This window comes from Streptomyces sp. TG1A-8 (genome assembly GCF_030499535.1).
Taxonomy (GTDB): domain Bacteria; phylum Actinomycetota; class Actinomycetes; order Streptomycetales; family Streptomycetaceae; genus Streptomyces.
Map to the genome: position 1 here is coordinate 7063592 of NZ_JASTLB010000001.1, position 22569 is coordinate 7086160.

General features: G+C 67.2%; 17 protein-coding genes and 6 pseudogenes. 13 read left to right on the plus strand and 10 right to left on the minus strand.

Annotated elements, in window-relative coordinates:
* The first annotated feature begins 32 nt into the window (after window positions 1-32).
* Entirely contained in the window at window positions 33-473 is a 441-nt protein-coding gene (locus tag QQY24_RS31620; RefSeq protein WP_301976064.1) for a transposase, read from the plus strand.
* Between the two features lie 89 nt (window positions 474-562).
* On the opposite strand, the gene QQY24_RS31625 is transcribed toward QQY24_RS31620, so the two are convergent.
* Complete coding sequence (locus QQY24_RS31625) at window positions 563-997, minus strand: hypothetical protein (protein ID WP_301976065.1); 435 nt, start codon at window positions 995-997, stop codon at window positions 563-565.
* Between the two features lie 106 nt (window positions 998-1103).
* Here QQY24_RS31625 and QQY24_RS31630 point away from each other — a divergent pair, with 106 nt between their 5' ends.
* Window positions 1104-1580: a RidA family protein gene (locus QQY24_RS31630; protein ID WP_301976416.1), complete on the plus strand. Its 477-nt coding sequence runs from the start codon at window positions 1104-1106 to the stop codon at window positions 1578-1580.
* Window positions 1581-1710: 130 nt separating this feature from the next.
* On the opposite strand, the gene QQY24_RS31635 is transcribed toward QQY24_RS31630, so the two are convergent.
* Complete coding sequence (locus QQY24_RS31635; RefSeq protein WP_301976066.1) at window positions 1711-2877, minus strand: acyl-CoA dehydrogenase family protein; 1167 nt, start codon at window positions 2875-2877, stop codon at window positions 1711-1713.
* Window positions 2878-2908: 31 nt separating this feature from the next.
* Window positions 2909-4108 (minus strand): CaiB/BaiF CoA-transferase family protein, encoded by a 1200-nt coding sequence (locus tag QQY24_RS31640; protein WP_301976067.1) that lies wholly within the window; start codon window positions 4106-4108, stop codon window positions 2909-2911.
* Window positions 4109-4229: 121 nt separating this feature from the next.
* Between QQY24_RS31640 and QQY24_RS31645 the strand changes: the two genes are divergently transcribed.
* The 3 genes from QQY24_RS31645 (at window position 4230) to QQY24_RS31655 (ending at window position 7097) form a co-directional block, all read left to right on the plus strand.
* On the plus strand, window positions 4230-5162 hold the full coding sequence (locus tag QQY24_RS31645; protein WP_301976068.1) for a LysR family transcriptional regulator: 933 nt from the start codon (window positions 4230-4232) through the stop codon (window positions 5160-5162).
* Window positions 5163-5400: 238 nt separating this feature from the next.
* Window positions 5401-6270 carry a hypothetical protein gene (locus QQY24_RS31650; RefSeq protein ID WP_301976069.1) on the plus strand — a complete coding sequence of 290 codons (870 nt, stop codon included), beginning with the start codon at window positions 5401-5403 and terminating at the stop codon, window positions 6268-6270.
* On the plus strand, window positions 6267-7097 hold the full coding sequence (locus QQY24_RS31655; RefSeq protein ID WP_301976070.1) for a CoA ester lyase: 831 nt from the start codon (window positions 6267-6269) through the stop codon (window positions 7095-7097). The genes QQY24_RS31650 and QQY24_RS31655 overlap by 4 nt, the downstream gene beginning before the upstream one ends.
* A 174-nt stretch (window positions 7098-7271) precedes the next feature.
* Here QQY24_RS31655 and QQY24_RS31660 read toward each other — a convergent pair whose 3' ends face one another.
* The gene (locus QQY24_RS31660) at window positions 7272-7922 is read right to left on the minus strand and encodes a GntR family transcriptional regulator (protein WP_301976071.1); all 651 of its coding nucleotides are present in this window, start codon (window positions 7920-7922) and stop codon (window positions 7272-7274) included.
* Between the two features lie 272 nt (window positions 7923-8194).
* On the opposite strand from QQY24_RS31660, the pseudogene QQY24_RS31665 reads away from it, so the two are divergent.
* Together QQY24_RS31665 and QQY24_RS31670 are read left to right on the plus strand one after the other, a co-directional pair.
* A pseudogene (locus tag QQY24_RS31665) lies at window positions 8195-8938 on the plus strand (transposase).
* Between the two features lie 222 nt (window positions 8939-9160).
* Complete coding sequence (locus QQY24_RS31670; RefSeq protein WP_301976072.1) at window positions 9161-9403, plus strand: transposase; 243 nt, start codon at window positions 9161-9163, stop codon at window positions 9401-9403.
* Window positions 9404-9543: 140 nt separating this feature from the next.
* Here the strand turns inward: QQY24_RS31670 and QQY24_RS31675 are convergent, their stop codons facing one another.
* From QQY24_RS31675 to QQY24_RS31685, 3 genes are all read right to left on the minus strand, one after another.
* Window positions 9544-10446 carry an NAD(P)-dependent oxidoreductase gene (locus tag QQY24_RS31675; protein WP_301976073.1) on the minus strand — a complete coding sequence of 301 codons (903 nt, stop codon included), beginning with the start codon at window positions 10444-10446 and terminating at the stop codon, window positions 9544-9546.
* 178 nt (window positions 10447-10624) lie between these two features.
* A complete protein-coding gene (locus QQY24_RS31680) occupies window positions 10625-11044 on the minus strand; it encodes a carboxymuconolactone decarboxylase family protein (RefSeq protein ID WP_301976074.1) in 420 nt (139 codons plus the stop codon).
* Between the two features lie 423 nt (window positions 11045-11467).
* Window positions 11468-11977 carry a TetR-like C-terminal domain-containing protein gene (locus QQY24_RS31685; protein ID WP_367658028.1) on the minus strand — a complete coding sequence of 170 codons (510 nt, stop codon included), beginning with the start codon at window positions 11975-11977 and terminating at the stop codon, window positions 11468-11470.
* Window positions 11978-12243: 266 nt separating this feature from the next.
* Here QQY24_RS31685 and QQY24_RS31690 point away from each other — a divergent pair, with 266 nt between their 5' ends.
* The 6 genes and pseudogenes from QQY24_RS31690 to QQY24_RS31715 all read left to right on the plus strand — a co-directional run bounded on the left by QQY24_RS31690 (window position 12244) and on the right by QQY24_RS31715 (window position 19449).
* On the plus strand, window positions 12244-13419 hold the full coding sequence (locus QQY24_RS31690; protein WP_301976076.1) for an MFS transporter: 1176 nt from the start codon (window positions 12244-12246) through the stop codon (window positions 13417-13419).
* Window positions 13420-13529: 110 nt separating this feature from the next.
* Complete coding sequence (locus tag QQY24_RS31695; protein ID WP_301976077.1) at window positions 13530-14327, plus strand: alpha/beta fold hydrolase; 798 nt, start codon at window positions 13530-13532, stop codon at window positions 14325-14327.
* A 162-nt stretch (window positions 14328-14489) separates the two neighbouring features.
* A pseudogene (locus tag QQY24_RS31700) lies at window positions 14490-15107 on the plus strand (IS6 family transposase); the annotation flags it as partial.
* A pseudogene (locus QQY24_RS31705) lies at window positions 15103-18090 on the plus strand (RHS repeat-associated core domain-containing protein); the annotation flags it as partial. The pseudogenes QQY24_RS31700 and QQY24_RS31705, both read left to right, overlap by 5 nt.
* A gap of 567 nt (window positions 18091-18657) precedes the next feature.
* Window positions 18658-18984: pseudogene (locus tag QQY24_RS31710) on the plus strand (restriction endonuclease fold toxin); the annotation flags it as partial.
* Window positions 18985-19083: 99 nt separating this feature from the next.
* A complete protein-coding gene (locus QQY24_RS31715) occupies window positions 19084-19449 on the plus strand; it encodes a hypothetical protein (RefSeq protein WP_301976078.1) in 366 nt (121 codons plus the stop codon).
* A 175-nt stretch (window positions 19450-19624) separates the two neighbouring features.
* Here the strand turns inward: QQY24_RS31715 and QQY24_RS31720 are convergent, their stop codons facing one another.
* The 3 genes and pseudogenes from QQY24_RS31720 to QQY24_RS31730 all read right to left on the minus strand — a co-directional run bounded on the left by QQY24_RS31720 (window position 19625) and on the right by QQY24_RS31730 (window position 22027).
* A complete protein-coding gene (locus QQY24_RS31720) occupies window positions 19625-20773 on the minus strand; it encodes an IS701 family transposase (RefSeq protein ID WP_301976418.1) in 1149 nt (382 codons plus the stop codon).
* 3 nt (window positions 20774-20776) lie between these two features.
* Window positions 20777-21130: pseudogene (locus tag QQY24_RS31725) on the minus strand (transposase); the annotation flags it as partial.
* A 22-nt stretch (window positions 21131-21152) separates the two neighbouring features.
* A pseudogene (locus QQY24_RS31730) lies at window positions 21153-22027 on the minus strand (IS5 family transposase).
* Window positions 22028-22569 lie beyond the last annotated feature (542 nt).

Consider the following 22569-nt stretch of genomic DNA (forward strand, 5'->3'; position numbering starts at 1 on the left):
GCTGTTGTCGTTGTCGTACGCGCCCGAGCCCGTTGACTTCAACTCGTCCGCCCTGTCGTGCGATTGCCTCGCGCACGTGCACCCTCGGTCTGCTCCTGGTCGTCTGCGTCACCGCCGCGAACATCGGCGACCGGGACGCCGCCACGGGCCTGCTGGACCAGCTGCGCCGCCTGCACCGCGACATCACCCTCGTCTGGGCCGACGGCGGCTACACCGGCTCCCTCGTCGACTGGTACCGTCAAAAACTGGCGCTGACCTTGGAGATCGTCAAGCGCACCGGCGACATGACCGGGTTCGTGGTGCTGCCCAGGCGTTGGGTGGCAGAGCGCACGTTCGCGTGGCTGATGCATTCGCGTCGTCTGGCCCGGGACTACGAGACCCTGCCCGCCGCCAGCGAGGCGATGATCCGGTGGTCGATGGTCACGCGGATGAGCCGGCGCCTGGCACGGCCACGGGTCGCCGGCCGGCACTGAAGGCCCCCGACGCCTCCTGCACGAGCCACTCGCGCTCCGCCAGGCGCCGGGCCTTCGACCGCACCGCCTCGACCTTCGCCGGCGTCGCGTCAAGGCCCAGCTCCACCGCGATCTCCTTGGCTCGAAGCGGCCCGTGACCCGTGGATCGCTGCTGCTCCAGCACGCCCAGAATCCGCTGACAGTCCGGCGCCAGAACCGTCACCGGCAGCCCTTCCCGCCAGGGCGGCACCGCCGAGCCCGGCACCCGTGCGAGCGACGGCACCGGGCTCCTCCCCCGCCTCGGCCGTGGTCACGGCGGTGGACTCGGCCGCGGAGACCGCCAGGGCCTCGAGCAGTTCCTCCCGCGCGATCACCCGCCGGTCCAGCTCGATCTCCGCGGCCTCCAGCACCTCAGCCAGCCGCGCGGCTTCCTCCCGCAAACCCTCCACCCGCACCCGGGCAGCCGCCTCCCGCTCCTCCAGCATCCCCAGCACCGACGCCACCGCGCACCCCTCGACCATGAAGCGGACACAAGACGCCGGCATGCCTCCCTCAACCGGAGCAAAACCATGCCTGACCAGCAGAAATCAAGGAACCACGTTCGGTTGAGATACGGCTTCTTACAACGGTGTCAGCGCAGTAGAGGAAAGGATCGCGGCACTGGGCCTGAAGCTGCCCGAGGTTGTGCCGCCGCTGGCCACATACCAACCCGCCGTCCGCTCGGGTGCGTATGCCTTCACTTCCGGCCAGTTGCCCATGGTCGATGGCGTGGTGCCCGTCGCCGGCAAGGTCGGCATCGAGGTCAGTGCGGAGCAGGCCAAGGAACTCCCGGCGGTCAGCGTGCTCAACGCACTCGCCGCCGTGAAGTCTGTCGTCGGTGACCTCGACAGAATTGTGCGGGTGGTGAAGGTAGTCGGTTTCGTAGCCTCCGCGCCGGACTTCACCGGCCAGCCGGGCGTCGTCAACGGCGCGAGTGAACTGCTCGGGAAGGTGCTGGGCGAAAGCGGCGTACACGCCCGCTCCGCGGTCGGTGTGGCCGTGCTGCCCCTCGACGCCCCGGTGGAAATCGAGGTCCAAGTCGAGGTTCGGGACCATGAGCTGTCCGACGGTTCACCCTCGCATCCCTAGCCGGATCGAGGCGGGGTGATCGTTCCCGTGCACAACGCAGGGACGCGCCACCTTTGCCGAGCGTGACCATCCCCGCCGATGTGCGAATCGCCTCGGCCCATCGGCCACGTACTTCACACACCTGCGATGTTCACGCCTCCAGACCTCCTCGCTTGACCAGCTGGCTCGCGATGACGTTGCGCTGGATCTCGTTAGTGCCCTCTCCGACGATCATCAACGGGGCGTCACGGAAGTAGCGTTCGACGTCGAACTCGGTGGAGTAGCCGTAACCGCCATGGATGCGGACGGCGTTGAGAGTGATCTGCATGGCCGTCTCAGAGGCGAACAGCTTCGCCATCCCCGCCTCCATGTCTACTCGCCGCCCGGCGTCCGCCTCGCGCGCCGCGTACAGGGTCAGCTGCCGGGCAGCTGTCAGTGAAGTCGCCATGTCCGCCAGGTAGTTACCGATCGACTGGTGCTGCCAGATCGGCTTGCCGAACGACTCCCGCTCCTGGGCGTAGATCAGCGCGTCCTCCAGCGCCGCACGGCCGACCCCAAGCGCGCGGGCTGCGACCTGCAACCGCCCGGTCTCCAGGCCCTTCATCATCTGCCCGAAGCCCTTGCCCTCCACCCCGCCGAGCAGGGCGTCGGCCGGCGCCCGATAGTCCTTGAAGGACAGTTCGCAGCTCTCCACACCTTTGTAGCCGAGCTTGGGCAGGTCACGGGAGACTGTCAGCCCCGGCCCGTGCTCGACCAGGAGGATGGAGATGCCCCGGTGTGCGGGAGCGGCCTCGGGGTCCGTCTTACACAGCAGGGCGATCAGCTGCGAGCGGCGGGAGTTAGTGATCCACGTCTTGGCCCCGTTGACGACATAACCGTCGCCGTCCCTGCGGGCGACCGTGCGCATCGCCTGCAGATCCGAGCCGCCGCCCGGCTCCGTCAGGGCCATGGTCGCCCGGATCTCGCCGGTGGCCATTCTGGGCAGGTACCGCCGCTTCTGCTCCTCGGTGCCAAAGTGGAGCAGCAGCTTGGACACGACCGTGTGGCCTCCCATCGCGCCGGCCAGGCTCATCCACCCGCGGGCCAGCTCCTCGGTGATCAGCACATAGCAGGGGCCGGAGACAGGGGTGCCGCCATACTGCTCGGGGACGGCAAGGCCGAAGATACCGAGCTGCTTCATCTGCTCGATCAGGGCTACGGGGTAGGTGTTGGCGTGCTCCAGCTCCTGGACGACCGGTTTGACCTCCTTGTCCACGAAGTCGTGCACCGTGCGGACGATGAACCGCTCGTCCTCGGACAGGGTGTCGAGAGTGCTCATGATGTGTCGCTCCTGAAAGTGGGGGCCGACGTCAAAGGACGCGGTCGGCTCGTAGGTCCTGGATCTCGGCCGGGCCGTATCCCAGTTCGGCGAGGAGAGGCTCGGTGTGCTCGCCCGTGGCAGGCACGGCGTCCATGCGGGGTGTCACGCCTGCCAGGTCGGCCGGGGGAAGCAGGGCCGGCACCACCATTCCCCCAGGAATCGGCACGTCCCGCCAGCGGCCGCGTGCGGTGAGCACCGGGTGGGCGAGGAAGTCCTCGATGTCGTTGACTCCGGCGTTGGCGATGGCGGACTCGTCCAGCAGTCTCATCGCCTCGGCGCTGTCCGTCTCCGCGAACCGTTCGGCCACGATCGCATTCAGTTCCTCGCGGTGGGTGACGCGTGCCGAGCCGGTGGCGAAGCGCGGGTCGTCGACCAGGCCGGGGGCGTCGAGGAAGCGCTCGCACAGCGCGGCCCACTCGCGTTCGGTCTGGACGGAAACCAGGACGTCCTTGCCGTCGGCGCAGGTGTAGGCGCCGTAGGGGGCGATGGTGGCGTGCTGGGTACCGACCCGCGGGGGCTGGGTGCCGCCGAAGCGGGTGTAGTACGCGGGCTGGCCCAACCACTCCGCCAGCGCCTCGAACAGCGACACCTCCACAGGTCGGACGGCACCCGTGGTGGCCCTGGTGAACAGAGCCGTGAGGATGCCCGAGTAGGCGTACATGCCGGCCGCGATGTCGGCGATGGAGATGCCCACCCTGGCGGGCGCCTCCGGGCTTCCAGTGAGGGTGACGAGTCCGGTCTGGCACTGCACCAGCAGGTCATACGCCTTGCGTTCGGCCCAGGGTCCGGTGGCGCCGTAGCCGGAGATCGAGCAGGGGATCAGTGACGGGAAACGCTCGCGCAACGCGTCTGCTCCCAGACCCATCCTCGCGGCCGCTCCGGGCGTCAGATTTTGCACGAACACATCGGCTCGGGCAAGGAGTTGTTCCAGGATGTTTCGTCCCCGCCCGGACTTCAGGTCGAGGGTCAGGGACTCCTTCGAGCGGTTGAGCCAGACGAAATAGCTGGACTCACCGTGCACGCTTGTGTCGTACCGGCGGGCGAAGTCACCTCCTCCCGGGCGCTCCACCTTGATCACCCGGGCACCGAGGTCGGCGAGTTGTCGCGTGGCGAAGGGGGCCGCCACCGCCTGCTCGACACTGACGACGGTGACACCGGACAAGGGGAGGGTTTCGGGGTTCTCGGGCATGCGTTGGCCTCCGGGAGTGGACTCGAGCCGCCGAAGTACCATCATGAGCACTCATGACAATAGGAGTGAAATATCAAACCGTGATGGCATCATGCCGGGTGCGGATGGTGAGGGGAGAGCCGTGGACGTCAAACAGCTCAAAGCGCTCGTCACGGTCGCCGAGGTAGGAAGCGTGACCCGGGCTGCGGAGCTGCTGCACCTGGTGCAGCCGGCCGTAACCCGGCAGATCCGCACCCTGGAGCAGGAGCTCGGCGTCCCACTCTTCGAGCGGACCCGACTGGGCATGCGCCCTACTGAGGCCGGCTCGATCATGGTGGACCGGGCACGGCGGGCGCTGAACGAGCTGGAGCGGGCCCGCGTCGAGGTGCGGCCCGCACCCGACGCTGTCACGGGCATCGTCAACGCCGGCCTACTCGAGAGCACGACCGATCTGCTGGCCGAACCACTGGTCTCCACCCTCGCCAGGGAGTACCCCGGTATCGAGCTGCGCCTGATGACGGCCTACTCGGGGCACCTCCAGCGATGGCTCGACGACGGGGACCTGGACCTGACGCTCCTGTACAACCTGGACAGCACCCCGTCGCTCAACACCCGGCCGCTGGTGCGCGAACACCTGTGGGTGGCAGCCCCGCCCTCCGCCGGCCTGAATGTCGATCATCCCGTGCCCTTTGCCGAGGTGGCCGACCATCCAATGGTCCTGCCCACCTCCGGCCATGCCCTGCGCGCACTGATCGACGCCGCTGCGGCGCGCGCGCAGGCCGACATGGACGTCGTCGTCCAGACCAACTCCATGCGGGTGCAGAAACAGCTCGTACTGGCCGAGCACGGCTGGACCGTGCTGCCCGGGGTCGGCATCGCCGAGGACGTCGCGAACGGCACGCTGAGCGCCGCGCCGCTCACCGAGCCGGCTGTGTGGCGTTCAATCGTCCTCGCGACCCCGAGGTCCGGCCGGACGCCACCCGCCGTGGAAGTCGTCGCTCGGGAACTTGTGCGACAGATCAGCGTGGCCGTGCATGAGGGCCGATGGCCGTCCGCGCAGCCCCAGGGCGAGTGACGTTGTCCAGCCCCGTGCCAGTCCCGGACCGGACAACGTCCCCCTGCTGGCCGTGCAGTCATACAGGCCGGGCATACCTGCATCATGCCTTTCTATTGTTCAGCCCCATCCATCAGCACTCATGATGTGCGGCATGAACGAGACACCCGCTCCCGCGCCACCCTCCCGGGCGGCACCTGCGCCCCCCCGTACGGCCGCCGCGCGCTGGCCCTGCAGGTCACCCCGATAAGAGGAAACCATGCCCCTGCCTGCGCCCCTCGCCTCCTATGTGGAGTCCTGGCATCCCGAACCGGTGACTGACAAGGACCTCCTGCCGCCCATCCCGGCGGCGGCCCTGTCGAACCTGCTGGACCTCCCCGGCACCGCCGCCGAGTCCGGCGATCCGCTGCCCCCTCTGTGGCAGTGGCTCTACTTCCTGCAGTGGGCTCCCCAGCAGGGCCTCGGCCCCGACGGACACCTGCGCGACGCCCGCAATCTGCCGCCCATCCCGGACCGCCGGCGCATGTTCGCCGGTGGACGCTGTGAGATCACCGAGCCCCTGCGTCTCGGCGAGCCGGCCGAACGCACCAGCAGCCTGGCCGCCGTCACCCCCAAGCACGGCCGCAGCGGCGAGCTGCTGGTCGTCACCGAGCGCCAGGAGTTCCGGCAGCACGGCCGCCTCTGCATGGTGGAGGAGCAGGACATCGTCTACCGGTCGGGCGACGGCAACGCGCCCCGGCACCCGGCCACGCTCGACTTCTCGGCTGTACCAGAGGCGGAGGGGGCGTGGCAGCTGCGGCTCCGGCCGGCCGAGACCTTGCTGTTCCGGTTCAGCGCGCTCACCGCGAACGCCCACCGCATCCACTACGACACTCCGTACGCGCGAGATGTGGAGGGTTATCCGCGTCTCGTCGTCCACGGCCCGCTGCTGGCCCTGCTCATGCTGGAACTCGCGCGCAGAAACGCCCCGGAGCGGCAGGTACGGTCGCTTTCCTACCGGCTGCACCGGCCGGCGTTCGTCGGCGAGCACCTCCTCGCCGACGGCACACCCACCGAAGGACAGGCACGGCTGCGCGTCGCCACCTACCGCGAGGCCCGGCACGCCACCGCCGAGGTGACCTTCGCATGAGCCAACCGGACAGCGACCGCATCACCGCCGCGCGAACCCTGCTTTTTGTTCCGGGCAACCGGCCCGACCGCTTCGACAAGGCAGCCTCATCCGGCACCAACCTCATCATCATCGATCTGGAGGACGCCGTCGCCCCGGACGACAAGGACAGTGCCCGCGACAACGCGAGCGCCTGGCCGGCCGTTGGCACCACAGCCGTCGTACGCATCAATCCGCCCGGCACCCCCTGGTTCGAGGCGGACTTGGCACAAGCGGCCGCCCGCGGCTGCCCTGTCATGGTGCCCAAGGCCGAGGACCCGTACGTCCTGGCAGAGATCGCCGACCGTGCGGCCGGACGCTGTCCGCTGATCCCGCTGGTCGAGACGGCTCTCGGCATCGAGCGGGCCCATGAGGTGTGCTCCGTCCCCGGAGTCGTGCGCGTCGCCTTCGGCAACATCGATCTGGCCGCTCAGCTGGGCGTGGCACCAGACGACCATGTCGCCCTCACCCATGCCCGTTCCCGACTGGTGCTCGCCTCCGCGGCGGCCGGCCTCCACCCGCCCGTCGACGGTGTCACCACCGCCGTACGAGATGCCGGTGCGCTCGATGCCGACATCGCGCACGCCCGGCGCCTGGGCTTCACCGGCAAGCTGTGCGTCCACCCTGCTCAGGTGCGGCCCATCGCCGACGGGTTCGCTCCCACCGCCGACGAACTGCGCTGGGCACGCAGTGTCCTGGGCGTCGGCGATTCGGTCACCGTGGTCGACGGACAGATGGTCGACCGGCCGGTACTAGAACGGGCAAGGGGCGTCCTGGCCCGGGCAGAAGAAGCGCACACCGCACCTTGACACCGACCCCGGCGGACCCGGATCCGCCGGGCACGTGCGGTGTGATGCGAGGACCGGGGGCAGGTGGTGACTGAGGGAGTCCCGGAGCCGACCGGATGACGCTCGAGCCTGGCCGTGCTGGAACGTTCATGGGCAGTCGAGCAGAAGGCCGCGACGGTGATGGGTCCGGCTTGGTCAGCCGACGTCGGTTCTCTGGTGCTCGGACCGCTGTGCGGCGAGCTGGGCCAGTGCGGTCGCCGCGGCATTGCGGACGTGGATCTCGCACGCTTCACGAGCGGCACCGGCATCACCGCGCACGGCCGCGGCATCGTAGATGGCGGCAAGTTCCCGGACGGTCTCCGGTTCCCGCCCCTCAGCCTGCATGGACAGCCCACGCAGCATCTGCACGCGTGCGTGGATGCCGCGGAGGGTCGAATCAATGATCGGATTCCCCGCCCCGGCGGTGAGGATGTCGTAGAACTCGTCCTTCATCGCGAGCCGCTCGCTCAGGTCGGCCTTGCGGTAGGTGCGTGAGAAACGGCGAACCAACTCACCCATCTGCTCACGCTGTTCGGGGGTGGCCCGCTCGGCGAAAAGGGCCCCGGCCAGGCCCTCCAGCGCGCATCGCACCTCGTAGAGCGCCTTGGCGTCGAAGGCCGTCAGTTCGGTGATGACCGGACCGCGGTTCGGTACCATGGTCACAAGTCCTTCGGACTCAAGCTGTCGCAAGACCTCACGGATCACCGTCCGGGAGACCTCGTACCGTGCGCACAGCCGCGCCTCGACCAGCCGCTCCCCGGGCGTGAACTCCGCTGCCAGGATGTCTTGACGGAGCAGTTCGAGCACCTGGGACCGCAGTGGCGCGGCTACACGCTGTACTCGCTGCCCTGCCACGCGGCCGCCTCCTTCTCGTCACCGATTTCAATCATAGTACTGTAATACAACGGTTCCGCGAAGCTGGTCACGACACTGCCGCGCTGTTCGAGGAGACCTACGTAGTGCTTGGTCAGGTGCGTTCGGTGGTGGCGTGTCCGTTTGATGGGGTGTGTCGTTGACCGGATGTGCTGGGTGGGGAGGTGGCCGCGGTCCGGTGTGATCTGGAGGACTTCGCGGCGGAGATGTTCGAGCCGTTCGCGCGGGCGGATCAGCGCCGGTGGGGCCAGGTGTATCTGCGGGGCCTGCTGCCGGACGGGCGGCGCAGATCGGTGGAACCGATGGCCGCCCGGCTGGGAGAGGACGGCAACCGGCAGGCTCTGGCCCACTTCATCACCAGCAGCCCGTGGGGTGCGGCGCATGCGCGCGCCCGCCTCGCCTGGCGAATGCAGCAGGTGATCAAACCGACCGCGCTGATCGTGGACGACACCGGCTTCCTCAAGGACGGGGACGCCTCGGCGTGCGTGGCCAGGCAGTGCACCGGCACCGCGGGCAAGGTCACCAACTGCCAGGACGGGGTGTCGCTGCGCCTGGCCTCCGACGCGGCGTCGGCGGCCGTGGACTGGCGCCTGTTCCCGCCCGAGAGCTGGGACCCCGCTTCGCCGAAGGCCGATCCGGCCAAGGTGACCCGCCGCGCCCCGTGCGGCATCCCCGAAGAGGTCGGTCATGTCGAGAAGTGACAGCTGGCCCCGGACATGACCGACGAGACGAAGTCGTGGGGCATCGAGGTTCCGCTCGTCGTCGCCGACGGCGGATACGGCGTTGCCGCAGCCTTCCACCTCGACCTGGAAGAACGCGCCCCTGAGTACGTGGGGGGCATTTCCACCACGACCACTGCCCAGCCGGAGGAAGCCAGGCCCGCATCCCGACCTATGGCGGTCGCGGGCCCCGGCCGCAGCCCGTTTACCCCGAGTCGGCCCAAGCCGTGAAGAAGCTGGTCATCGAGGCCGGCAAGCGGGCCGCGAAGCCGCTGCCCGGGCGGGAAGAGGCTCCCGCCCGGGCAGCGGCCACAGCGGCGTCAAGCGGATGTACTCGCGCTTTGTGGCCTGCGCATCCGACCCGCCGGACGCGAGATCCGCAAGAGCATCGACGGCCCGGAACTGCCCGTGCGCCGGCTGCTGGCCGAATGACCCGCCGCCGAGCCCGAACCCGTGCAGTTCTGGCTGTCCAACCTGCCCGCCGACACCCCGCTGGCCACCCTCGTGCGCACCGCGAAGCTGCGCTGGCGCATCGAGCACGACTACCGCGAGATGAAGCAGGTCCTGGGCCTGGCCCCCTTCGAGGGCCGCACCTGGAGGGGGTGGCACCACCACGTCACCCTCGTCTCCGCCGCCCACGCCTTCTGTACTCTCCAGCGCATCACACGGCCCCCAAAAGAGACGGCGCCAGCCTGAGCCTCTACCAGGTCACCCGCGAACTGCAGCTACTCCTCGCGCTCTGGACCGGCGCCTGCCCCACCTGTCACCGCGACATGCCGGAACCCATACCGACATGACCAAGCGCTACTAGACGGGCAGCTCACGTCGGCGGCGCGTCATCGGGTGAGGTCGACACCGGTCGTCGTCGCCATGTATCGGGCGATTTCGGACTGATCCGGGTTCTCCCCGTCGAGGCCGGCGAGCGCCGCTTGGCAGAACCGGACACAGGCCTGCGACACCTCCGGTGACAGGTCCAGTGACGTCGACAGGTCCAGGGCGGTGGTGATGTCCTTGACGGTCAGCGGGAGCGAGAACCCGACCTGGAACCGTCCGTCCAGCACCTCCGGCCCGATCTTGACCTCGGTCGACTGGTTGCGACCGGTGGACCGGTTGATGACGTCGAGCATGATCCGGGGGTCCAGGCCGAATTTGGTTCCCGCGGTGAGCACCTCGAGCGCCCCGACCAGACCGATGGCCGACAGCAGGTTGTTGAGCGCCTTCAATGCGTGCGCGGACCCGGCCGGGCCGACATGTGTCACCGACGTACCCATCGCGCGCAGGAGCGGCAGGGCCCGCTCGTAGTCGTCGACCGGCCCACCCGCCATGATCGTCAGCTCGGCCGTCGCCGCTTTGCGCGGGCCACCGGATACCGGCGCGTCGACCATCCCCACTTCTCGCTCCCGGAGCCGCTCGGCCAGCTGCTGAGTGGCCCGGGGCGCCGACGAGCCCATGTCGACGACGAGTGCGCCCGGACGCAAGCGGCCGGCGAAGCTTTCGGGGTCTTCCGGATCGCCGAGCACGCGCTCGACGACCGTGCTGTTGGGGAGCATGAGGATCACAACGGCGGCGCCGACCCCACCGTTGAGACCCGTCAATGCCGTCACGCCGTCGTTCCGGGCGGCGACGGCGATCGCCTCGGGGTCGGCGTCGTAGACCGCTACCGGCACGGATCGCGCGAGGTTGCGGACCATGGGCTGTCCCATCGTGCCCAAGCCGATGAAAGTGACGGTGTCCGTCATGTCTGTCCTACTTCCTTTTCGGTCCTGGACGGGAGGGAAACCTGGCCGCCAGGAGCTGTCTGACCACTCGACCGCAGGCGGGAATGCACGACGCGATCACTGCGGGCGTCGGCGAGGGGCCTTCAAGGAGCCAGGCGCAGCGTGGTGATCGACGCAGGTGACCCTGGATTCCAGGACGTCAGGCGGCTCCCGACCCTCCCTGGAAAGCCTCCACGGTCGGCTCCAGACCGTCAGCCCCCACGACCTCACGCCAGGCCTCGAAGCCAGTCTGAAAGGCTACGACGCCGGCCTCGGGCAGGCTGATCTCAATCGCTTCGAGGATCTCCTGCGGAGTGATTCCCAGGTCGAGCGCGACCCTGATGTGACTCTGGATGTGCCCCTTCGAGGCACGCATCACCGTGAGACTGACGATAAAGATGAGTTCCTTCGTCTTACGGTCCAGCGCCCGCTGGTCGAGATACGCGGCACCGACGAGACCGTTGGCGGCCTGCAGCACGGCGAAGTCGTGCTTGGCCATCACCTTGTGATAGTCGAGAACATAGCCCCGCTTGCGCGCCATCTCGTCGATGTACTGCTGCGGATCATCAGCCGTGGTCATGCGTGCTCCTTCGTTCGGCGACCTCGATTACCGTAATACAGTATTATCAGATGTGCTAGGGCTCCCAGTCCCAGCGATGACAGGGCGACGCCAGGCGCAGTTGCCCGCCCGGCGACGGCTCGAGTCGTAGAGGAGGAGGCAGATCGCCCCGAGAAGGGGGTGCCAGGACCAAGTGAAGCGGCAGTCACCCAACCGCAACGACGTCACGCGACTCATCCCCCGCCGGAGATGGTGTCGTCACCGCACCGAAAGCGGGGCAGGCCCCGCTGCCGGCCGGATGCGGTTCCCGCAGCCTGCGGCTACGGCCACGCCACATACCGGCGCCTGGCGCGCGGGCAGCGGCGTCCGTGCGCGTGGATCTCGTTCTCGGATGACGGGGTCGCTGGGTGGCGGCGTCATGGACTGCCGATGGTGAGGATGCCGTCAGCCCGGGAGCAGGCGGGACACGAGGGCGCGTGTCCATTCGGGGGTGAGGGGGAGGTTGGTGAAGACGGCGCGGTAGTACAGAGGGGCGAGCACGGCGTCTGTGGCGTGTTCGAGGGTCGGGGTCTGATTGCCCCGGGCCTGCTCCCGTCCGAGTACGGCTTCGAGCTGTTGTTGGCGTTCTCCGCGACATGCGGCGGCGCCTTGTTCTCCGCCCGTGCCGATGGTGGCGCGCACCAGGGCGAGGGTGTCCGGGTCACTGAGGTCCTTGGCGAGGTCGGATGCATAGCGTTCGAGATCCCCGCGAAGGCTGCCGGTGTCCGGCACCACGATATCGCCGGAGAAACGGCTGGTCATGACATCGGCGAGCAGGTCGGCAACGGAGCCCCAGCGGCGGTAGACCGTGGTGGCGTGCACTCCCGCGCGGGCTGCTACGACCGGGATCGTGAGTTGTTCGCCGGCCCCCTCGGCGACCAGTTCCTTGACGGCCCGGTGGACGGCTGCGCGCACTCGGGCGGAGCGGCCGCCTGGGCGGCTGCCGACATGGGGCGATGGGGAAGCCATAGCGGTCATGCGACCAGTATTGCACTGATCACTGCTTTTTTGTTGCATCGATCACTGCGTTTATTTTGCATCGATCACTGCGTTTGTGCTACCTTCGAGTCGCTAACGCAACGATCACTGCGAGGCCAAACATGTCTGTGCAATCTACCGCCCCCACGCCACCATCCCTTGGCGACCTGCATCGCGTGCCACCGAAGGGTGCCTTCCCCGCAGTGGCCGCCCTTCTCGTCCTCTTCCTCGCCGCGTCCAGCGCACCGTCCCCGCTCTACGTGATCTATCAGCAGCAATGGCAGTTCACGGCGTGGGTGCTGACCGTCGTCTTCGCCCTTTACGTGGTCGGCCTGCTGGGTTCGCTGCTCGTCATCGGGGCACTGTCGGACCACCTCGGCCGCCGCCCGGTGCTCGCCGCGGCGATCGGACTGGAGATAGTGGCGCTCATTTTGTTCCTTTCCGCCGGGAACGTGTTCGTATTGGCCATCGCCCGGGTACTGCAGGGCGTCGCGACCGGCGCGGCGACGACCACCCTGAGTGCCACCATCGTCGATCTCGAACCGTCGCACGCCCGCGGGCGCGCAGGCGTCATCACGTCGGTGGCTCCCCTGACCGGGCTCGCTCTCGGAGCCCTCGGCTCCGGAGCGCTGGTGCAGTTCGGTCCCGCTCCCACCCGGCTGATCTACGCGCTGCTGCTCGGCGCAATGGTGCTGGCGGCAGTGGTCGTCGCCCTGATACCGGAGACGTCGCCGCGCCGGCCGGGAGCCGTCGCCTCCCTGCGCCCACGGGTCGCGATGCCGGCGTATCTGCGCGCAGACATCGTCCCGGTGGTGCCGGCGATGATCGCCGGCTGGGGCCTGGCCGGGCTCTACCTCTCGCTCGGCCCGTCCGTCGCGGCCGAGTTGCTGGGGCTGCACAACCGCCTGATCGGCGGCGTCGTCGTGATGCTCCTGGCAGGCACCGGAGCGCTCGCGATCGCCCTGCTCCGCTCCCGTCCCACGACCTCGTTGCTGGCTCCTTCGTCCGCACTGCTGGGGCTCGGCACCCTGATATCGCTTGCCGGTACGGCGGGGAACCTCGCCTGGCTGGCCGCCGTCGGCACCGTCGTCGCAGGTCTCGGTTTCGGCGCATCGGTACTGGCAACGTTCGGTACCTTCGCCCGGATCGCCAAGCCGCACGAGCGCAGCGCCATCTTCGCCCTGGCCAACATCATCGGCTACCTCGGAAACAGCGTGCCCGCCGTACTCGGAGGAATCGCCGTCACCGCCCTGGGCCTGAGGACCGCCACCGAGATCTACGGGCTGGCGATCGTGGTACTCACCTTCTCCGCCTTCGCACTGCGCCTGAACCAGATGCGGATGCAGCGCCGTGCCGTCGTGACCCCGTCGCCCCGGTGACGCGCCGGCCACGGCAGAGGCCCCGGTCGGCCACGCTTCCCGCCAGACCGGCTCAGAACCGACATTCCGCCAATGCGGAACAAAAACTCAAGAACTATGGAGGCATCCTGATGCCTGCAAGCAGGAACAAGAAGAACCTCCAGGTCCAGCGATCTGACCACACGACGATCTGGTACACGGTCAGCGGTCCGGCCGAAGGTCCGACCCTGGTCCTCATCCACGGCTGGGCCTGCAACCGCGGCGACTTCGACGCGGTGACCGACCATCTGCCCGCGAACTACCGCGTCCTCGCGATCGACCTCGCCGAGCATGGCGAGTCACGGTCGACGCGAGACGTCTGGACCATGGAAGAGTTCGCTCGTGACGTGGCGGCAGTGCTGGAAGCCGAGTCGGTGGACACAGCTGTCGTAGCCGGGCACTCCCTCGGCGGGGCGGTCGCCGTCGAAGTCGGCCGACTCCTCCCCGACAACGTCTCACATGTGGTCGCACTCGACTCGCTCACCTATCTGTCCCTCTTCCCGGCGCAGAGTCAAGAGCAGACCGCCGCGATGGTGCACATGTTCCGTGAGGACTTCGCTGCCGGAGTGCGAGGCCTCGTCGAAGGAGGCTCGCCGGCAGGCTTCGACTCAGCTCTCAAGAACTCGTACTTCGAGAAGATGGTCGCGGTGCGGCAGCCCGCTGGTCTGCGTTCCATCGAGGGCCTGGTCCACTGGGACATGGACGCAGCACTGCGCGAGACAAAGCAGCCGATCACCGTGTTCGCGGTACGTGCCTTCGCGACGCAGGAAGCGATCGATCGCTACGGGGACCGATTTGACATCGTCCTCGTCGACCTGGGCAGCCACCACTTCCCGGTGGAAGCACCTGAGGGCACGGCGAAGCTCCTGGCCAGCGTGACAACCGAGTAAGGACCGACGCGATTCGGCTCGCCCACCTCCGGCACCGGAATCCCCAGCGGAGACCCGATGAGACGACGGTGCCGAGATGGGAGAGCCGGGCGTTGTCAACTTGGTTGGTGGGCTGAGTCCCTGGGATGATTCTCGGGTCGTTGGGCATCGGGAGGGGGCGCCGTGGCGCCGTCGTACAAGGGGTTCCGGTACCCGGCGGAGATCATCGCGCACTGCGTGTGGTTGTACCACCGCTTCCCGCTCAGCTTCCGCGAGGTCGAGGAGCCCATGCCCGCCTGCGGCATGGTCGTCTCCCATGAGACGGTCCGGCAGTGATACGCGGCGTTTGGGCCCGGATATGCCCGTGAACTGCGGCACCGGCGTCCCCGGCCCGGCGACAAGTGGCATCTGGACAAGGTCTTCATCACCATCAACGGGGAACGGCAATACCTGCGGCGGGCGGCCGACCAGGACGGCAACGTGCTCGACGTCCTCGTCCAGTCCCGCCGGGACACGGCCGCGGCCAGGCGTTTCTTCCGCCCACTCCTCAAGAAGACCGGTGCGGTGCCCCGTGTGATCATCACCGATGAGCTCCGCTCCTACGGTGCCGCTCACCGCGAGGTCAGGCCCTCGGTGGAGCACCGCTCCCACAAGGGCCTGAACACCCGGGCGGAGAACAGCCACCAGCCAACGAGACAGCGCGAACGGGCGGCGATGAAGGGCTTCCGCTCCGCCGGCGCGGCCCAGCGGTTCCTGCCGGCGTTCAACGGGATCTCACCCCACTTCCGTCCCCGCCGCCACCCACACCCGCACCCACATCACCAGCAAGCTCACCCCGTTCGACCGGGTGCACACGGTGAAGACGACCTACGACGACTACGGCATGGCCGACACCGTCGAGGACGAAGGCGACGACTCGATCGCGGGCGACGAAAAGTGCACCCGCACCTGGTACGCACGCAACGACGACATGGGCATCAACGCCCTCGTCTCCCGCACCCGCACCGTCGCCGCCGGCTGCGCGACCACGGACGCGGCACTCGACCTCCCAGCCGACTCCACGCGCCCCGGCGACGTCATCTCCGACACCGCCGCCGTCTACGACAGCACGACGGCCACCGCCTGGACCGCATCACAAAAACCGGTCAAGGGAGACGCCAACTGGACCGGGCGCGCAAAGGGATACGGCACTGACGACGCCCCGGCATGGCAGAAGACGTCCACGACGACGTACGACACCCTCGGGCGTCCGCTGGTCGTCAAGAACACCGATGACCTGGCGGTCTCCACCACCACCTACGTCCCACCGGCCTCGGGCCCTGTGACGTCGACGGCGGTCGCCGACGCCAAGACGTACAAGACCACCACGACAGTGGACTTCGCGACCGGTGCCACACTGAAGATCACCGACCCCAACAACAAGGTGAGCGAAAGCGAGTACGACAGCCTCGGCCGCATCACCAAGGTCTGGCTGCCCAACCGCTCCAAAGTCCTGGGCAAGACCCCCAACTACGTTTACGACTACCACGTCACCAGCGCCGACATGTCCTGGGTGGCGACCGGAACTCTCAAGAACGACGGCTCGGGCTACAACACCAGCTACGAGTTCTACGACTCCCTGCTGCGCTCGCGCCAGGTCCAGGCACCCACCCCGCAGGGCGGCCGGATCATCTCTCTGACGCTCTACGACTCACGCGGCCTCGCGGTCAGCCAGCAGACCGACATCTGGGACAGCACCTCCCTGCCCAGCACCCAGGCCGCAGAGGTATCCGGCGGCCAGGCGCCCATCCAGACGGACACGACGTACGACGGCGCCGCCCGCCCCAAGACGGCGGTGACCAAGGTCCACGGGGTTACCCGCTGGACCACCGACACCACCTACACCGGCGATACCGTCGCCACCACCGCCCCGACCGGCGGCCAGGCCACCGCCGTCGTCACCAACGCACTGGGCCAGACGACACAGCGCCGCGAGTACGCCGGCCCCACACCGACCGGCACGGACTACACCGCCACCGACTACACCTACACCCCCGCAGGCCAGCCGAAGACCGTCACCGGCCCCGACCAAACCAAGTGGACGTACACGTACGACCTTTTCGGCCGGCAGACCGCGACGACCGACCCGGACAAGGGCAAGTCGAGTACCGAGTACAACAACCTCGACCAGGTCGCCAGCACCACACCGAACGACGACGCTTCCAAAAAGCTGCTGTTCGAGTACGACGATCTGGGCCGCAGGACGGGCATGTGGCAGAGCGACAAGAGCGACGCCAACAAGCTCGCCGCCTGGGGATTCAACTCCGTGGCCAAGGGCCAGCAGGATATCGCCACCCGCTACGACGGCGGCGTGAGCGGCAAGGCCTACACCGAGAAGGTCACCGCCTTCGACTCGATGTACAACGCGACCGGCAACCAGCTGCTCCTGCCCGACACCGAGCCGCTGGTCACCGGCGGCTACGTGCCGAAGACGCTGTCGTTCACCACGGGCTACAACCTGGACGGCACCGTCAGCCAGTACTCGGCCCCAGCCGCGGGCGGCCTGGCGGCCGAGACGGTCTCCTACACCTCCGGTGCCCTGGGCCAGCAGCTCACCGCCAAGGGCACCACCGGCTACCTGCAGGGTGCCGCCTTCTCCCCGCAGGGTGACCTGCGCCAGCTCACCTTGGGCATGGACGGCTCGTCCTCGGCGAAGAAGGCCTACCTCAACTGGAACGAGGAGGGCACCCGCCGCCTGACCCGCTCCTATGTCACCGACGACGTCCACGGCTACATGCCACAGGAACTGAAGTTCACGCAGGACGACGCCGGCAACGTCACCTCGATCTTCGACGCCACCACCCAAGGCGGCACGGCCAAGGCCGACTACCAGTGCTTCACCTACGACGGCAACCGCCGCATGACCGAAGCCTGGACCCCGAAAACCGCCGACTGCGCCACCACCGGCCGCACGACCGCCAACCTCGACGGCGCGGCCCCCTACTGGACGTCCTACACCTACACCGGCGCCGGCCAGCGCAAGACGGAAACCCAGCACACCACCACCGGCGACAGCTCCACGACGTACACCTACGACGACACCACCAAGGACAGCAAGCCGCACACGCTGGACAAGACGACGGGCGCCCGCGCGGCCGCCTACTCCTACGACACCAGCGGCAACACCACCTCCCGCCCCGGCTCCACGGCTCAGCAGACGCTCGCCTGGAACACCGAGGGCGACCTGTCCAAGCTCACCGAGGGCACCAAGGAGACAAGCTACCTCTACGACGCCGACGGCGAGCTGCTCATCCGCCGCGCCAAAGCAGACGGCGAGACTATCCTCTACCTCGGCGCCGGCACAGAACTGCACCTCACGACCAAGGGCACCACCAAGACCGCCTCTGGCATCCGCTACTACACCGCCAACGGTCAGACCATCGCGGTCCGTACCGCAACGTCCGGAGTCACCGGAACCAAGCTGAGCTTCCTGGCCAGTGACCACCACGGCACCTCCAGCACCGCCCTCGACGCGACGTCGTACGCGATCACCAAGCGCTACACCACACCCTTCGGCGCACCCCGAGGCGCCAAACCAGCCTTCTGGCCCGACGACAAGGCATTCCTCGGCAAGCCCGCCGACGACGCAACCGGCCTCACCCACGTGGGCGCCCGCGAATACGACCCCACCACCGGCCAATTCGTCAGCGTCGACCCGGTCCTGTCGACCGACCAGCACCAGTCCCTCAACGGCTACAGCTACGCCAACAACACACCCGTCACCATGTCCGACCCATCTGGCATGTGCATGGCCGATGCATGCGGCGTCGGCGTGCCCAAGGGCCGCGTGGTCTTCGACGACGACAAGCCCGGCGAAATCATCACGGACGGCCCGATCGACCCAGGCAACAATAGTGCCGGAAGCTGCCACCACGGAAGCTGCGGCAAGGTTCACTACAACAGCACGGGTACCGCGCACACCAGCAGCAGCGGCAACACCTCAAGCGGTGGTGCCGGGGGCTCTTTCACGGGCTGGCTGTCAGGTGCCAAGGACACGTTCGTCAATTACGGCAGTGCGGTCGTCTCCCAGCCCGACATCTGGATAGGCAGCGCCGAAACCGTCGGCAGCATGATGCTGATGGGCCTCGGCGGAGACGCCACCATCACCGGCGCCGGCATCTGCCTCACCGGAGTCGGCTGCCTCGCCGGCGCCCCTATCGCCGCGGGCGGCGTCGCCATGATCGGCGCCGGAGCATACGGTGTAGGGGACGGCATCGGGCGGATCAACGATGGTTTAGGGAAAGCGCTCCGTGAAGCGGACGCGGAAAAAGGCACCTCAACCAATAATGGTATGGGTTCGCTGGTGAAGGTCAATAAACCAGATCCGTCGGCCGATGCCCTGGCGGAACGTCTGAATGGTGAATCTCGGGTCAAGTTTGCAAATGACCCCGAGGGGCGTGAGTTCGATGCCGTCAGTGATACGTATGTCGCACAGGCTAAGCCTGCCAACTTTCAATTGGGTAAGGCCTTTCGGCGACAGGATCAGGCAACATTCAAGATGGCTGGCACCACCGGTCGCGTTCCCTATTTCCAGTTCGATGGTTCCCCGGGGCCAGGTATAGTGGACGCCATCAAGCGTTATTCGCAAAGGTATCGCATGCCGGCAGTGATCGATACGCAACCGATCGTTCTGCCTTAACCGTTCGCACGCGCGGACGTCACTGCTATGATCGACAGGCCAGGCATCGTGTAATGATGCCTGGCCTGTCGCAATAATGGCTAATGATTGGGTGATTCAATGGCTGTGTATGTGTCAATCAGGGGTTGGTTGGAGTGTGATCGAGAACAGCTGACCCAAATTAAGGGCATTATATCAAAAAATGCTGAAGGCCATTATTCTGGCGGCTGGGCCTTCCCGGGGCAACCGTTCAATTGGACCTCGTATGTGTTTTACGGTGGCGACATTCAAGAGGGTGATACGTCCTGGCTGCATGGTCAATTGGAAGAGATTTCCAGGATTTCTTCAAGTGACAGTTCAATGGGCGTGCAGGGGTTGTTCATTGCAACGTCCGAGGTTGATGGTGCAGTCGAGTGGCAAATCCGTGACGGTGGCATTCACGTTCTACCCATCCCTGGTGAACTTCAGTATCTAGGTCCTGAATAATCCAATCAAAATTAGTACTGCAACGACACTTCGTGATTTCCTCTGCGTTTGTGGTGGCTGATGCGGGCTCGTGCTTGGCTTCTTCTTCGCCATAGTGACCATGCGAGTACGTGTCGGATGTGGTGGCGGAGGGGAGAGGAGATGCGGGTGAAGAGCCGCCGGGCTTCGTTCGTGGTCAGGGGTATGAGGGGTTGATCACTGCCGGTGTCCGGGTCCCCTTTTTTGCCTCTGCCCGCAGGATGGCGAGGAAGGCGAGGGCGGCCATGGACAAGGTTATGTGCCGGTACCAGGCGGTGTAGCCGCGGACTTGATAGTGATCGAGTCCGGTTTCGTTCTTCGCGGTCTGGAAGCATTCCTCGACCATCCACCGGGACCCTGCGATCCGCGCGAGTTCCTCCAACAGGGTCCCGGCCGGGCAGAAGCAGATGTGGTAGGCGAGGTCCGTGGGATCGGTGAGGCTGCGCCGTGCCAGTACCCAGTGGTCCCAGCCTTCCCGCCGCCAGGGCCGGATCGGGGCCGCCGCCCAGTCGTACTCGCGCGGCCCGTGAGCACCGTCACCGCAGCTCAGACGCGCCCAAGCGTCGCCGGGGAGTTCGCTGACCAGCTGGTGTGCGCGGGCCTGGCCGAAGAATTCCATGGTCATGACCATCTGGGATTTCGGGACGGCCAGAACATGGGGGATGTCATGTTCTTCCAGCCACATCCGGATCCGGCTCCTCTGGCCGTAGACCTCGTCGGCGGTCACCCACCCGAAAGGGATCCCCGACTCCACAGCACGCTGGAGCATCCGCAGGCCCAGGTCCGGCTGGGTGGCGAACTCGACATCGTCACCGATGCCTGCGGCCCGGCACCGCTCGCGGTCCGGTATCCAGCCCTTCGGGAGATACAGCTCGCGGTCGATCAGGGCCCGCCCCCGGTCGGATCCGTAAGCCAGGAAAACTCCGATCTGGGAATTCTCGATCCGGCCGGCCGTCCCCGAGTACTGCCGGGCCACCCCCGCCGACTTGATGCCCTTCTTCAAAAAGCCCGTCTCATCGAGGATCAAAATTCCCCGGTCGGGACCTGCGATGTGCTCCACGACCGCGTCGCGGACGTCGTCCCGCAGAGCATCGGCATCCCACAGGTAGTAGTTCAGCAGCCGCTGCATCCCCTGAGGACCGTCATCGCCGGCGGCTTCGGCCAGGGTCCAGCCGTTCTTCCGTTCCGCCTCGCTGAGCAGTCCCCGCAGATAGGACACCATGCACCGTCTCGGCTCCACCCGCCCGAAGCGTCCCGCGAACCGCGCCACGAAGTCACCGAACACACCTGACCAACCGTCAGCTATTGATCAGAAACTTATGGGGTTCTCGTCCAGGACGTAGCGGACGTGCGGGCCGCCGAAGTAGTCGCGGACGATGTGCGGCTGACGCTGGCGTCGGCGGAAGAAGTGGCGGGTCTCGGCGGTGAGTTCGGCCTGATCACGGGCTCGGTGCTGCCGGGGCAGGCTGTGCTTGAGGTCGGCGTTGACCAGTTCGTCGGGGTTCAGCTCGGGTGAGTACGGCGGCGGGAAGTGCAGTTCGACGTCGTCGGGGTGGGCGGCGAGCCAGTCGCGGACTTTCTTGGAGCGGTGGGCGCGGTGCCCGTCGGCCACGAGGTGGACCTTGTGGTCGAAGTGGCCGGCGAGCCGGTCCAGGAAGCGGCACGGCCTGTTGCGAAAGTGCTGGTCACAGCCATTCGTTGATGGCCGCGACCAGCACGGTCGCTTCGTAGCGGACGGCGAGTTTGTCGTACCTGGTGGCGACGGCCCGGTGGCGCTTGAGGCGGTTGATCCCGCACTCGACCGCATGCCGCTGCTTGTAGTCGTCCCTGTCGAACTTCGGCGGCCGCCCGCCGCGCGAGCCGCGCTTCTGCCGGTTACGGACGCGGTCCGCCGGGATGGGGATCGTGGCCTTGATCCCGCGTCTGCGCAGGTAGGAGCGGTTGACGCGGGAGTCGTACGCCTTGTCGGCTCGTACCCGGTCCGGCCGCTTGCGTGGCCTGCCGGGTCCGATCCGGGGCACGCGGATCGCCTCGAGGACGGGCCCGAACTGCGGCGAGTCGCCCCGCTGCCCGGCCGTGACCACGACGGACAAGGGCTTTTGGCCCTGCTCGACCGCGAGGTGGATTTTGCTGGTCAGGCCGCCCCGGGAGCGTCCGAGGCCGTGGTCGGCCGGCTCGGCGAAGACACCGCCGGGCGGCTCCTTCTGGAGGTCCCCCTTTTCGCCGCCCCTGCGGCGTGCTGATGGGCCCGGCAGACGGTGGAGTCGACGTTCACGTCCCAGGTGATCAGGCCCTTCGCATCGGCCTCGGCCTGGAGCCGGGTGAGGATGCCAGCCCAGGTGCCGTCCCGCTGCCAGCGCCGGAACAGGTCATAGACCCGGTCCCATGGGCCATAGCGCTCGGGCACGTCACGCCACGGGGCGCCGGTCCGGGTCCGCCACCGTATGCCGTCTATCAGCTGCCGCCGCGTCCACACCTGCGGCCGGCCCGGCTTGATGCCCCGCGGCAGCAGTGGCTCAAGCCGGGCCCACTGGCCGTTCGTCAGATCCCCACGTCCCACAGGACATGATCATGAACGAACAAGATCCACTTTCGCAACAGACCCTAGTGGCAGGCTCTTCCATGCGAAGTGCTTCAGGTCGGACATGAACTTGGTGAACACGTCTGCAGTCGATCAGGTATGCAAACCGGTACAACCTTGTGCAGTTGCTGGATAGATATGTCCCACCAAGGGGTACACCGTTTGCTCAACGCAACGGCCAGCGTAACCGATCGATTCCCGAAGGAAATTGAACAGACCGCGCCACGGCCCGTTCGCTCCGTCAAAATCAAGACAACCTGATCAAGACGCTCTACGGGTAGGCAAACTCCGCTTTCCTGGCACACTGCTGCAAGGGCTTACTGCGCGGTGCGGAATGAAGATTCCGCTTGACCGCGGCGTGCGGGACCGATCCGGCCAGGCGCATTCTCGGCGCTGTCTGACCCGTGACTAGTGCAACTACAGTGACCGGAGTGACACGGCGGAACATCCTGCCTCGGTGCACGCATAGAGGTCACGGACCGAAGACCGTCTCACGCTCGGCGCTCATCTGGGGGGATCGT